This is a genomic window from Halorubrum laminariae (assembly GCF_024494655.1).
Taxonomy (GTDB): Archaea; Halobacteriota; Halobacteria; order Halobacteriales; family Haloferacaceae; genus Halorubrum; species Halorubrum laminariae.
On the sequence record NZ_JANHDL010000001.1, the window covers coordinates 83216 to 95556 of the forward strand.

Here is a 12341-nt window from a genome sequence, read left to right on the forward strand (position 1 = left end):
CCTTCCAGACCAGTCAGAACGCGCTCTCGCCGACCGTCTTGCGATAGGTTCCCGTCCCGCGGCGCTTGCTCGCGTCCCACGTCTCGACCTCGACGAGCACGCGAGTGTCCACGGCGTCAGCCGGAGCGTCCGGGATCTGCAGCGTCGAATCGCCGATACGAGCGATCCTCGTCTCACCCTCGCGGCCGGTGACCATCACCTCGATCGTCTCGCCCGGCTCGTAGTCCGGCGTCGAACTCCGGAACGACCAGCCGGCGAGGAACTTGTCGAAGACGCTCATGCGCGCGACACCTCCTCAGAGGTGCGGTCGGGAATGTACTCCCGCCCGAAGCCGGTCACCGCAGCGATCAGGAAGACGATCACGAGGAACCAGCCGTGGAAGACGTACGGGACGGCCTGAATCGGATTGACGACCATCTCCGGGCCGTACTCCGCGCCGAGGCCGTTCGGGCCGACCATCACCTGATACCCGACGAGGACGCCGCCGGCCCACGGGAAGATGTAGCCGAGCGCCGACGTGTTGGCGTCGAGAATGTTCGCCCGCCGGTAGCCGTTGATGTTGAACTTCTCGCCGATCCGCGCGATGTACGGCGCGATTGCGATCTCGGCGGCGGTGTTGATCGTGATCATGCCGTTGATCGCCGCGGTGCCGAGCACCATCGACACTTCGGCGCGGCGGACGGTGGTGGCGACGGAGTTCAACAGGAACTCCAAGATCGCCTCGAAGCCGCCCCCGCGGATCATGATCCGCGCCATCCCGACGATCAGGAGGGTGAGTACGATGAGCGGGAAGAAGCCGATCGCGCCGGCGTAGAGGCTCCCGCCCACGCCCGCAGTCTCGCCGACAGCGACGAACGGGAGCGAGGTGAACGCCCCCTGGTCGGTCACCGTGAACACGAGGATGTCAGACACCGAGGAGAGCCCGAAGACGAGGTTGAACGCGATCGCGACGATCAGTCCCCACGAGATCGCCTCGACGATGTGGCGGCCGGCGACCGCGGTCGCGATCACCACGCCCATCGAGATCAAATGAAGCAGTCCGGGCGCAGTCGCGGACTCGCGGAGCGCGGCCGCGCCTTCGAGGCTCGCGCCAGAGAGCACGGATCCCATCACGAGGTACGCGACGAACGCGGGCACCGCGGCGAGGATCGCGTACTTGAACCGCGAGGCGACGACGCCGCCGATGTCGGCGTCCTGCGTCACCGCGCTCACGATCGTGGTGTCGCTCACGGGCGCAAGGTTGTCACCGAAGACCGCCCCGGACAGGATTGCGGCGAATAGCAGCACGGGGTTCGCGCCGATGAGGACGCCGGCGGGGAAAAACAGCGTCACGAACGCGACGGTCGCGCCGTATCCGGTGCCGATCCCCGTCGCGAGCAGGCCACAGAGGACGAACGCGGCCGCCGGGAACGTCGCCGCGCCGACGTTTAGCGCGTCGGCGGCGTAGATGAGCCCCTCGACGAACCCGCCGACCTGTAGCGTCTCGGCGAACATGCCAGCCCACAGCCAAGCGACGATCGCCGTCGCCGCGACGCGCTGCGTCATCCCTTCGAAGATTGTGTTCGCGTACGCCTTCCAGTCGCCGCGCACGAAGAACATCCCGAGGATCGTACCGAGCAGCGCGCCGATCACGAGGCCGTTGGTGTCGCCGATGCCGAGGACCCCGCTCTGGAAGATCGCCCAGAGGATGAAGACGACGAGCGGGATCGTGCTGGCCCACTTCCCGCCGTAAAAGGATATCCGCGGTCCGACCGCGTCGTTCGCGTCGTCCGCGAAGCCGCCGTCCGTGACCGCGGTCGGTTCCTCACCGGTGCTAGTCTCGACTCCGCCACCGCTTCCCGGTGGCGCGTCGTCGGTTCGATCCGTCGAATCGTCGTCGGGTGGGTTGATCATGTGTCTCTCCTACACACTCGGTGCCCGACGGTCCACGTAAATCCTCGCTTCTCTGCCACAGCCGGGCCACACGAACACGCTTAAGAGTCTCGCCAGCAATCGATCGAACGGGAACAGCACAGCCGCAGATCCGACGCGCCGGGGCCTTTTCGCCCACGGCTTGGGAATGTGGCAGTGCACCGACGCCTCCGGCGTCGCGGCCCGGACCGATCCGCGCTTGCGGATCGGTCCGTCACGGTCGCTCGCAGCCGCGAGCGTCCCGTAGCCGCGTCGCGCGGAGTCGCGGTCACGTTGTGGTTGTGCCGTTCCAATTTCGAAACAATGGCACGAATGCACACGCGCCGTCGCGGTTCGTCCGGTTCGGACAAACCGGCGACGGACGAGAACCCGGAGTGGAGCGACGTCGACGCAGAGGACATCGAGTCCCGCGTCGTCGAACTGGCGGAGCAGGGCCACGATCCCAGCATCATCGGACTCAAACTCCGTGATGAGGGCGTCAAAGGCGTCCCGGTCCCCGACGTGAAGCTGGCGACCGGCAAGAAGCTCACAGAGATCTTAGAAGAGCACGACGCCGCCGCGGAGTACCCCGAGGACCTCCGCAACCTGATGGCGCAGGCCGTCCGCCTGCGCGACCACATGGAAGAGAACGGCCAAGACTACCAGAACAAGCGCGCGCTCCAGAACACGGAGTCGAAGATCCGCCGCCTCGCGAACTACTACCGCGGCGACGAGATCGACGAGGAGTTCACGTACACCTACGAGCGCGCGGCCGAGCTGCTCGACGACGAGTAACGCCGCCGAGCAGCCACGCAGACGAAACAGCAAACACGACACAGTCAATGACCGAAGCGACATCCGCTGCGCCCGCCCCCGACGCCCTCGCCGGCGTCCTCGCCGACGCGCCGTTCGTCCGGCTCGTCGCGACCGATGACGGCGACGCGCTCGCAGCCGCCGGGCTGCTCGCGAGGGCACTCCGAGCGGCCGGCACGCCGTTTCAGGTCCGCGTGGACCGGGACCCGGTGCCCGACGACATCGCCGACGGGATCACGGTGACGGTCGGCGTCGACCGCGGCGCACACGCGATACCGGGGACGGCCCGCCCGGCGAGCGCGGACACGTTCGCCGTCGCCCGCCAACTGGGCGTCGACCCCGATCCGGTCGTCGCGCTCGCGGGCGTTGTCGCCGCCGGCTCCGTTCCCGGCACGGACGGGTCGGGCGACGCGCTCGACGCGGCCAAGGAGGGCGGTCTGGTCGAGCGACGCCCGGGAGTCGCGGTCCCGACCGCTGAGACGCCCGAGTTCGCGGACGGCCTCGCGGCCTCGACGCTCGTGCGGACGCCGTACTCCGGCGTCCCCGAGGCGACCCGTGCGGCCCTCGACGACCTCGGTCTCCCGGCCGAGATGGACGACGACGACCATCGGCGACTCGCGTCGCTCGTGGCGGTCGACGTGGTCGACGCCGCAGACGCGACCGCTCGGTCGGCCTCGGCGGTCGAGCGCGCGCTCCGTCCGTACGCGACCGTCGGCGACGCGGCACCGGTTGAGACCGTCGGCGGATACGCCGACGTGCTCGACACGCTCGCGCGCGAGGCTCCCGGAACGGGTATCGCACTGGCGCTCGACGCCGATCCGAGCGACGCGCTGCAGACCGCGGCGCTCGACGCGTGGCGGGCCCACGGGCTCGCGGCGCACCGCGCGCTCGACGCCGCGACGATCGGACGATACGACGGCTGCGTCGTCGCCCGCGTCGAATCTCCGGAATCGGCGACCGACGCGAGCGGCGCGTCGCGCGCCGTCCTCCCAACCGTCGCTCGACTGCTCCGCGACTTCCGGTCGCCGGAGCCGGTCGCGGTCGCAGTCGACGAGTCAGGCGGTCAGCTCGCCGCGGCCGCGACGGAGTCGAGGGGACTCGGCGACGCCTGCCGGTCGGTCGCAGCCGAACTCCACGCCGACGGCTGGGGGACCACAGACCGCGGCGGGATCGCGGTCGACAACGACAGTGACTCGGACGTCAGCGACCCGGACAACGGGGCCGAGACGAAGTCAAACGCCGACATCACGAGCGCACTCGCCGCGCTCAGGGAGGCGCTATGACGGGGGGAGACTCCTCGGATGCCGGGCGCACCGAAGCAGATTCGCCCCGGACGGCGACCGTCCAGACGACGCACGCCGACGCCGCGCTCGTCGCGGCCGCGCTCGCTCCCGACGACACCGAGTCGATGACGACCCGGGTCGACGGCGACGCGATCGCCTGCGAGATCGAACGAGAGACGACCGGCGGGCTGCAGTCGACCGTCGACGACTACGTCGTGAACCTGCGCGTCGCGGACCGGATCGCCGAACGCGGACGGGCACATCGCGCTCGCGCCGACGGCGGTCCGGGCGAAGCCACCGAAGACATCGAAGAAACCACAGACATCAGAGACGCTGTCGGCATCGACGCCGCAGCGGCAGCAGACACCACAGACACTAACACATGAGCGAACGATCCGTATCCAAGAGCAGAGAACAGAAGCGCTGGTATTCCGTGCTAGCGCCCGAACAGTTCGACCGGCAGGAGATCGGCGAGACCCTCGCCGAAGAGCCCCAGCAGGTCGTCGGTCGCACGATTACGACGACGCTGGGCGATCTCACCGGCGACTCCGGCGCGAACAACACGAAGCTGACCTTCAAGATCACCGACGTGGGCAGCGACTCGGCGTACACCGAGTTCATCAAGTACGAGCTGACGCGCGATTACCTGCGCTCGCTCGTCCGCCGCGGGGCCTCGAAGGTCGAAGCCTCGATCACGGTGCTGACGACCGACGACTACCGGATCCGCGTCCAGCCCGTCGCGCTGACGACGAAGAAGGCAGACCGGTCTCAGGAGAAGGCGATCCGCCGCGTCATGATCGACAAGGTCAACGCGGCCGCCGCGGACCGGACCTTCGAGTCGTTCCTCGACGCGATCGTCGACGGGAATCTCTCGTCGGCCGTCTACGGCGAGGCGAAGACCATCTACCCGCTCCGCCGCGTCGAGGTTCAGAAACTGACCCTCGAAGCGCGACCATCCGAGGTCGCAGCCGAGGAGGAGGCCGCCGTCGACGTCGAGGCTGACGAAGTGGCTGTCGACGCCGACGAGTAACTCGGTCACACCGCGATTCCCGGAGACTATTTATGCCGTCGTGCCCGTCCCGTCAGCGGCGGCTCCACGATGTCCGAGACAGGTGCGAGCGGTCGGCGCGCCGCCGAGCGCCCGCCTACAAGCGGGCGCGAGGAGCCCGCGAGGGAGGTCGGCGGCGGCCGCGCTGCGGTGCGATGCTGTCCGCGGCCGCCACCGGCCGAGGCTGGGGAGGCCCGAGGTTGCGGATGCGGGGCGGTCGAGGGGACTGGCTTTGGCTCTGGTGGTGGTCATGTCGATCAGCGATTTCTGCAATTCACAAGACGAAAGCTTGAAACGCCGCTCTCCCGACTTTTCGGGCATGGAACTGCGGGTCATCGAGAAGACCGACACGGAACTCCGCATCGAGGTCGCCGGCGAGGATCACACCTTCATGAACGTGCTGAAGGGCGTCCTGCTGGAGACCGACGATGTCGCGGCCGCGACCTACGACGTGAACCCCGAGCAGTCCGGCGGACAGACGGAACCGGTGTTGACAGTGAAATCCAAGTCCGGCGACCCGCTCGACCTAGTCGGCGAGGCGGCAGACTCGATCACGGACCAGACGGACGCGCTTCGCAACGCGGTGCAGGCGGCCTGACCAGTTTGATAGGCAACCGACGGGAGGGAAGACTGGACGGCGTGGCGATCCGTTCGTTCGCATCGCTGATTCGTTCGCGTCTGTGCTGACACTTCTCCGAGCGAACGAGGGGCATACCTAAGTGGTGACTCCCAAAACGAGTGGATATGCCGCCGAGCGTACTCATGTTGGGATGGGGGTATCCGCCGAACATCACCGGTGGCCTCGATGTTCACGTCGGTGAACTGTTCACCGGGCTCCGCGACGATCTTGGGATCGACACCACCCTCGTGTTGCCCGCAGAGTTCGCACCGGACGACGAGTCGGGGCTCGAACCGGTCGAAACGGGCGACGGGGACGTGGCGACTCGGGTGGAGCAGCTCAGCGACCGATTCGCCGAACTCGCGCCCGATTACGACGTGATACACACCCACGACTGGTTCGGGTACGCTCCGGGGCGACAGGCCGCCCGCGTGTCGGACGCGACGTGGGTGTCATCGTTCCACTCGCTCGCGAGCGACCGCAACATCGACCCACCGAAACGCGAGGTCGAGACCGAGCGCCGCCTCGCGAACGCAGCCGACACGAACATCGCGGTCAGCGAGATCGTCCGCAACGACATCCGCGAGCTGTACGACGCCGACTCCCGCGTCGTGTACAACGGCTTCTCGACGCCGACGTTCTCCGGGAAAGACGTTCGCGTCGACCTCGGAATCGACGGCGAGATGCTGTTCTTCGTCGGTCGCCACACGGATCAGAAGGGGATATCACATCTCCTGTACGCGATGAAGAAGCTCCGTGGACGCGACACGACGCTCGTCGTCGGCGGCTCTGGTCACCAGACGGAACAGCTGAAGCGGTTCGCCGAACTGCTCGGTATCGCCGACCGCGTCGAGTTTGTCGGATACGTCCCCGAAGCGGAGCTCGGCGACTACTACGCCGCCGCCGACGCGTTCGTCTCTCCGTCCTTCGCAGAGCCGTTCGGGATCACGATCACCGAGGCACTGGAGGCAGGCACGCAGGTCGTCGCGACGCGATCGGGGGTCGCGGAGGTCCTTCCGGACGGCTGCCTCGTCGAAGTAGAGACGGACTCAGAATCGATCGTCGAGGGCCTCATCACCGCGCTCGACCGCGAATCGCCGCCGACGTACGAGCGCCGCGAGTGGTCGGCGGTCGCCGAGGACACGCTGGCGGTGTACGAAGATGTCGCGTAAGCAGCGAACCGAGCGCACGCTTCGCTGCGCTATCGCCGGTAGCTACGTCTCGTGACCGCGGAACACATCGAACTCGGTCACGGGTTCCGGATGCGTGATGCGGAACCCGTCCGCAGTCTCGACGACGCCGCGAGTGCTCCCGGAGGTACCGCCGTACGGGCTCTCCTCACCCTCAATCCCGCTTCCGCCCTGATACGGGGAGGTGTACGGCGACTCGGACACGGGTTCGTCGAACCCCTCCGGTGGAAGGTAGATCCGTTCCCCGCCCGTCGATCGGACGACGACGGCGACGTCGCGGGTTCCAGCCACGTCGATGACGGTTCGGCCGTCCGTGACGCGCGTGTCGATGTCGACTTCGTCCATGGCTCACGTTGCGGACGGAGGCGGTTTAGCCCTACCGGCCGTGTCCCCGATCGCCGACCGGCTTCGTTTCGATGCGCCGCCCTGCCGCGACGAATGGACCCGCCGGTCAGACGAGCCGTGTTAGCATGGTCCGATCTGACTCAGTCGCCGGCCAAGCGAATCGCCACGAGCGCGACACCGCCGGCGACGGCCGCGACGGCGAAGAACGCCTCGTCGAAGTACCCCCGATCCGCGACCGCACCGAAGACGGCCGGGCTGGCCGCGCCGAACGCGAGGTAGACGGTCCGAAGTGCACCGAGGCTCGTCCCCCGCGTTCCGTCCGGAAGCCGGTTCGTGAGGTCGGAGACGACGACCGTCTCGAACCCGAGGAGACCGCTCGCGAGGATGGTCACGAGGACGAACGACCGAACGCCCTCGACGAGCGGGAGCGCGACGAACGCTGCAGCGGCCGCGCCGGCGATCGCAAGCAGCGGCCGGCGGATCCCGATTCGGTCGTACGCCCGCCCCGCGATGGGCTTCAGCACCATCCCGAGCGAAAAGAAGAAGCCGAACAGGACCGTCGCCGTCTGTCTCGAGACCGACTTCTGTTCGATCAGATACGTCGGATAGAACCCCATGAACGCTTGGATGATGACCGCCCACAACACGAGCAGCAGCGTTCCCCGGCGGACGGACGGGAGAGACAGTGTCGCGACCACGTCGTCGAGCGCGACGGCGTCGCGCAGCGAGGACTCGGTCGCGGTCGGGCGCGGGAGGACGACCCACAGGCCGCCCGCCGCGACGAGAAAGAGGGGCACGGCGATCCCGAACCCGTACTGCCACGTCAGCGCGGCCGCGACGAACCCCGCCGCCGGCGGCATCACCGCGTTACCGAGGTCGCCAGCGGCCATCGTGACACCCGTCGCCGTGCCGAGGTGCTCCGAGTACACCGTCTCCAAGATCGTAAATCGAGAGACGCCGTACAGCGCGGTCGCACCGCCGAACAGTGCCGTCGCCGCGTACAGCACCGCCGCCGAATCCGCGAGGACTACGAGCGCGAGCATCGCAGCGGCGAGGAGCTGACTGGCGATCAACAGCGGCCGGTCGCCGAGCCAGTCGCCGAGGACGCCGGCGGGGAGTTGTCCGAACGCGTACGCGGTCCACAACACGGTTAACAAGAGACCGACGGTCGTCAGGGTGAGCCCGTACGTCTCGCGGATATAGGGCAAAAGCGCCGGGTAGATCATTCGGACGCTGATCGAGAGGAACCAGCCGAACGCGACGACGACGAGTATCCTGCCCCGACCCTCGCTCCGGAGATCTCGAATGACGGTCGCGGCTGTCGAGAGGTATCTCACGTAATCACCTTCGTGGCTCGGCGTTCGACATCGCGTGGTTTGAGTCTTCGCGTCTCATGACGGCGGGTCAGAACGCCGTCGGAGAGGGGGAGACGATCGGCTCGACTCGGCAGCGAGGCGCACGTGGTGAATCCTTTTGTGCGGTCGCGTCGAATCTTGGTCTGATGGACGTCAACAGCCATGCCGAGGAACTCGCCTCCGACCTCGGTGTCGACAAAGAGGAGGTCAAAGCCGACCTGCAGAACCTGCTGGAGTACAGCGTCCCGATCGACGAGGCGAAACAGAGCGTTCGCCGGAAGCACGGCAGCGGGAGCGGCGGGTCAACGCCGACGCCAGACTCGGTCGATGTCGACGAGATCACGACCGACCACGACGGCGTGACAGTCACCGTCTGCGTGCTCACGAAGGGGACGCGAACCATTCGTTATCAGGGAGACGACCTCACGATCCGCGAGGGGGAACTCGCCGACGAGACCGGGGTCGTCTCGTACACCGCGTGGCAGGACTTCGGCTTCGAGCCGGGCGACTCGCTGACGATCGGCAACGCCGGCGTCCGCGAGTGGGACGGCGAGCCGGAGCTCAACCTCAACGACTCCACGACCGTCGCGATCGCCGAGGAGCCGGTCGAAGTCGATCACGAGATCGGCGGCGACCGCGCGCTTGTCGACATCGAGGCGGGCGACCGCGGCCGCAACGTCGAGGTCCGCGTGCTGGAGGCCGAGTCGAAGACGATCTCGGGACGCGACGGCGAGACGGAGATCGTCGAGGGCGTCGTCGGCGACGAGACCGCGAAGCTCCCCTTCACCGACTGGCAGCCGCGGCCGGAAATCGAGCCGGGTGCCGACCTCCGAATCGAGGACGTGTACGTCCGCGAGTTCCGCGGCGTCCCCTCGCTCAACCTCACTGAGTTCTCGACGGTGACGCCGCTCCCTGATCCCATTTCGGTTGCGACCGACGCGCCGCGGCTCTCCGTCGCCGACGCAGTCGCCTCCGGCGGCATGTTCGATGTCGAGGTCGTCGGTAACGTCCTCGAGATCCGCGACGGCTCCGGACTCATCGAACGCTGTCCGGAGTGCGACCGCGTCGTTCAGAACGGACAGTGCCGGAGCCACGGTGACGTCGACGGCGAGGATGACCTGCGCGTGAAAGCCATCCTCGACGACGGGACAGACACGGTCACCGTCGTCCTCGACGACGATCTGACGGCCGAGGTGTACGGCGGCGGCCTCGACGACGCGTTGTCGGCGGCACAGGACGCGATGGACAAGTCGGTCGTCGCAGACGAGATCGCCGACTCGTTGGTCGGACAGGCCTACCGCGTCCGTGGGAACCTCTCCGTGGACGACTACGGGGCCACGCTCGACGCGACGGAGTTCGCGCTCGCGGACGACGATCCGGCGTCGATCGCTCGCGCCGCGCTCGCGGAGGTGGGCGAATGAGCGCCGACGGACCCGGGACGCGCGAGGTCGCTCACCGCGTGTTCGCCGCCGAGTTCGACGATGCGTCGCTGTCGTACTCCGAGAGCGACGAGGAGCGCGCGCCGAACTACGTGGTCACGCCGACTGGCGCGCGCGTGAACCGGCTGTTCGTCGCGGGCGTGCTCACCGAAGTCGAGCGCGTGAACGACGAGACCCGCCGCGGACGGGTCGTCGACCCCTCCGGCGCGTTCGTCACCTACGCCGGCCAGTACCAGCCGGAGGCACAGACCTTCTTGGAGCGCGCCGACCCGCCGGCGTTCGTCGCGCTGACGGGGAAGGCACGCACCTTCGAGCCCGAGGACTCCGACCGCGTGTTCACCTCGGTCCGGCCAGAGAGCCTCAACGAGGTGGACGCCGACACCCGCGATCGGTGGGTCGTCTCCGCGGCGGAGGCGACGCTCGACCGGCTCGCCGTCTTCGCGGCCGCGCTCGACTCCCCTCTCCGGGGTGACGATCTCCGCGCGGCGCTGGAGGCAGGAGGTGCGCCGACGGCGCTGGCGGACGGTGTTCCGAGAGCGATCGCCCACTACGACACCTCGACGGCCTACGTGGAGGCCGTTCGCCGGCTCGCGGTCGACGCGCTCGAACTCGTCGCCGGCGACCGTGACGAGGTTCGCGCGCCCGAGTTCGCCCCGGACGACGGCGACGACGCCGCGATCGGCCCGCTCCCGGAGACCGACGTGACGATCGACGCGTCCGCAGACGCCGGCGTCGAAGCGACCGCCGAAGGCGGATCCGCAGACACGGAGGACACGGAAACGCGATCCGAGGTCTCGGAGCCCGAGACGGCAGTCTCCGAAGGAGCGGAATCGGGCGGCGAGGCGGACGCGACTGAGGCGGTGACACCGGCCGAGGAGACGACACCCTCGTCTGACGATCCGGGGCTCGGTGATTTTGACGCCGGGACTGACGGAACGGAACTCGACGACGCAGTCGCTGACGCTGGCGACAGAGCGACTGTCGACAGCTCGACAGGCGACGAGACGCCGACAGACGAGACGATGGGAGGCGACGAGTCCGACGCTGCGGTAGAGACGGACGACATGTACGAACTCGACGACGACGAGCGCGAAGCGATCGAGTCCGAGTACGGGACGGACTTTTCGACCGGTACGGAGGTCGACGAGCCCGGCGAGGCCGACATCGATGTGCCCGATCCCGACGAGGTTGCCGAGGAGGCCACCGACGGATCCAGCGCGGCGGTCGACGGTGATAGCTCCGACGACGGCGACGACCTCGTTGGCGACTCCCGTGACGGCGCTGTCGGATCGACGGACGCTAGCGGCGACAAAGCGGACTCCGCGGACGACGACGCAGGAGACGGCTCGGACGGCGAGGTCAATCTGGAAACCGCCGTCGTCGACGTGATGACTGAACTCGACGACGGCGACGGTGCAGGCCGTGAGGACGTGATCGACGCGGTCGTCGACGAACACGGCACGGCCCGCGACGAGGTCGAGGACGCGATCCGAGACGCGCTGATGAGCGGGAAGTGTTACGAGCCGGGCGACGGCGTTCTCAAGCCGATCTGATGGCGCGGGTCGAGCCGGTCGTGGGCGAGCCGGCCGCGATCGCCGACCTCGGCGAGGAGCGAGTCCTGCTCGTCGCCGACGTTCACGCCGGCATCGAAGCCGGGCTCCGATACGAGCGCGGAGTCGAACTCGACAGCCGGGCGGACGACCGGCGCGAGCGGCTCTGCGCACTGGTCGGCGAGACGAGCGCCGAGCGGCTCGTCGTCCTCGGAGACTTGGCCCACCGCATCGGCGCGCCCGAGAACGACGAACGCGAGGAACTGGCGGCGCTGATCGACGCGGTGACCGACCGCGTCCCGATGACGCTCGTCGAGGGCAACCACGACGCGGGCGTCGCAACGGCGTTCGGCGACCGCGTCGACGTGATCGGTCCGGAGGGCGGCGTGATCGGGGCGGCGGCCGGTACGAACGGATCCGGCGGCGTCGCCGTCTGTCACGGCCACACGTGGCCAGATCCGCGGCTCCTCGACGCCGACGTGGTCTGCATGGGCCACGAGCACCCGCAGGTCAGGCTCGAAGACGCGGTCGGCGGCTCGCGCGTCGAGCGCGCGTGGCTCCGTGGTCAGATCGATCCGGACGCGTTCGTGAACGAGAGCGATGCGAGTGCGCCCGCCGTCACGGACCCGCCCGAGATCGTCGTCTTCCCGGCGTTCAACGACCGGTCCGGCGGGACGTGGGTCAACGTCGAGGGACAGTCATTTCTCGCGCCGTTTCTGCCGGCCGCACTCCCGACGGGCGAGGCGTACCTGCTCGACGGAACGCGGCTCGGAGAGTTCAGACGGGTGTGAGCCGCGAGCGCGTCCGAC

The 12341-nt window shown here is 68.3% G+C and carries 14 protein-coding genes; 9 read left to right on the plus strand and 5 right to left on the minus strand.

The window, feature by feature from the left end:
• Positions 1–13: 13 nt before the first annotated feature.
• Positions 14–280: a DUF7513 family protein gene (locus NO887_RS00375; protein WP_256416510.1), complete on the minus strand. Its 267-nt coding sequence runs from the start codon at positions 278–280 to the stop codon at positions 14–16.
• Positions 277–1893 (minus strand): Na+/H+ antiporter NhaC family protein, encoded by a 1617-nt coding sequence (locus NO887_RS00380; RefSeq protein WP_256416511.1) that lies wholly within the window; start codon positions 1891–1893, stop codon positions 277–279. The genes NO887_RS00375 and NO887_RS00380 overlap by 4 nt, the downstream gene beginning before the upstream one ends.
• Before the next feature lie 321 nt (positions 1894–2214).
• Here NO887_RS00380 and NO887_RS00385 point away from each other — a divergent pair, with 321 nt between their 5' ends.
• The 4 genes from NO887_RS00385 to NO887_RS00400 are packed head-to-tail and all read left to right on the plus strand — an operon-like array spanning position 2215 to position 5016.
• Entirely contained in the window at positions 2215–2685 is a 471-nt protein-coding gene (locus tag NO887_RS00385; protein ID WP_256416512.1) for a 30S ribosomal protein S15, read from the plus strand.
• 47 nt (positions 2686–2732) lie between these two features.
• Positions 2733–3986, plus strand: coding sequence for an exonuclease RecJ (locus tag NO887_RS00390; RefSeq protein WP_256416513.1), 1254 nt, complete (start codon positions 2733–2735; stop codon positions 3984–3986).
• Complete coding sequence (locus NO887_RS00395) at positions 3983–4372, plus strand: KEOPS complex subunit Pcc1 (RefSeq protein WP_256416514.1); 390 nt, start codon at positions 3983–3985, stop codon at positions 4370–4372. Before NO887_RS00390 ends, NO887_RS00395 begins: the two co-directional genes overlap by 4 nt.
• Positions 4369–5016, plus strand: coding sequence for a 30S ribosomal protein S3ae (locus tag NO887_RS00400; protein WP_256416515.1), 648 nt, complete (start codon positions 4369–4371; stop codon positions 5014–5016). The genes NO887_RS00395 and NO887_RS00400 overlap by 4 nt, the downstream gene beginning before the upstream one ends.
• A 30-nt stretch (positions 5017–5046) precedes the next feature.
• Here the strand turns inward: NO887_RS00400 and NO887_RS00405 are convergent, their stop codons facing one another.
• The gene (locus NO887_RS00405; protein WP_256416516.1) at positions 5047–5286 is read right to left on the minus strand and encodes a hypothetical protein; all 240 of its coding nucleotides are present in this window, start codon (positions 5284–5286) and stop codon (positions 5047–5049) included.
• A gap of 67 nt (positions 5287–5353) precedes the next feature.
• Between NO887_RS00405 and NO887_RS00410 the strand changes: the two genes are divergently transcribed.
• Both NO887_RS00410 and NO887_RS00415 read left to right on the plus strand, forming a co-directional pair.
• A complete protein-coding gene (locus tag NO887_RS00410) occupies positions 5354–5632 on the plus strand; it encodes a DNA-directed RNA polymerase subunit L (protein WP_256416517.1) in 279 nt (92 codons plus the stop codon).
• A 164-nt stretch (positions 5633–5796) separates the two neighbouring features.
• The gene (locus tag NO887_RS00415; protein ID WP_256417007.1) at positions 5797–6825 is read left to right on the plus strand and encodes a glycosyltransferase family 4 protein; all 1029 of its coding nucleotides are present in this window, start codon (positions 5797–5799) and stop codon (positions 6823–6825) included.
• Positions 6826–6867: 42 nt separating this feature from the next.
• Here the strand turns inward: NO887_RS00415 and NO887_RS00420 are convergent, their stop codons facing one another.
• Entirely contained in the window at positions 6868–7188 is a 321-nt protein-coding gene (locus tag NO887_RS00420; protein ID WP_256416518.1) for a DUF7510 family protein, read from the minus strand.
• A 140-nt stretch (positions 7189–7328) separates the two neighbouring features.
• Positions 7329–8525: an MFS transporter gene (locus NO887_RS00425; protein ID WP_256416519.1), complete on the minus strand. Its 1197-nt coding sequence runs from the start codon at positions 8523–8525 to the stop codon at positions 7329–7331.
• A 164-nt stretch (positions 8526–8689) separates the two neighbouring features.
• On the opposite strand from NO887_RS00425, the gene NO887_RS00430 reads away from it, so the two are divergent.
• The 3 genes from NO887_RS00430 to NO887_RS00440 are packed head-to-tail and all read left to right on the plus strand — an operon-like array spanning position 8690 to position 12323.
• The gene (locus NO887_RS00430; protein ID WP_256416520.1) at positions 8690–9964 is read left to right on the plus strand and encodes a Single-stranded DNA binding protein; all 1275 of its coding nucleotides are present in this window, start codon (positions 8690–8692) and stop codon (positions 9962–9964) included.
• Positions 9961–11535: an RPA family protein gene (locus NO887_RS00435; RefSeq protein ID WP_256416521.1), complete on the plus strand. Its 1575-nt coding sequence runs from the start codon at positions 9961–9963 to the stop codon at positions 11533–11535. Before NO887_RS00430 ends, NO887_RS00435 begins: the two co-directional genes overlap by 4 nt.
• A complete protein-coding gene (locus NO887_RS00440; protein ID WP_256416522.1) occupies positions 11535–12323 on the plus strand; it encodes a metallophosphoesterase in 789 nt (262 codons plus the stop codon). The genes NO887_RS00435 and NO887_RS00440 overlap by 1 nt, the downstream gene beginning before the upstream one ends.
• Positions 12324–12341: the final 18 nt, after the last annotated feature.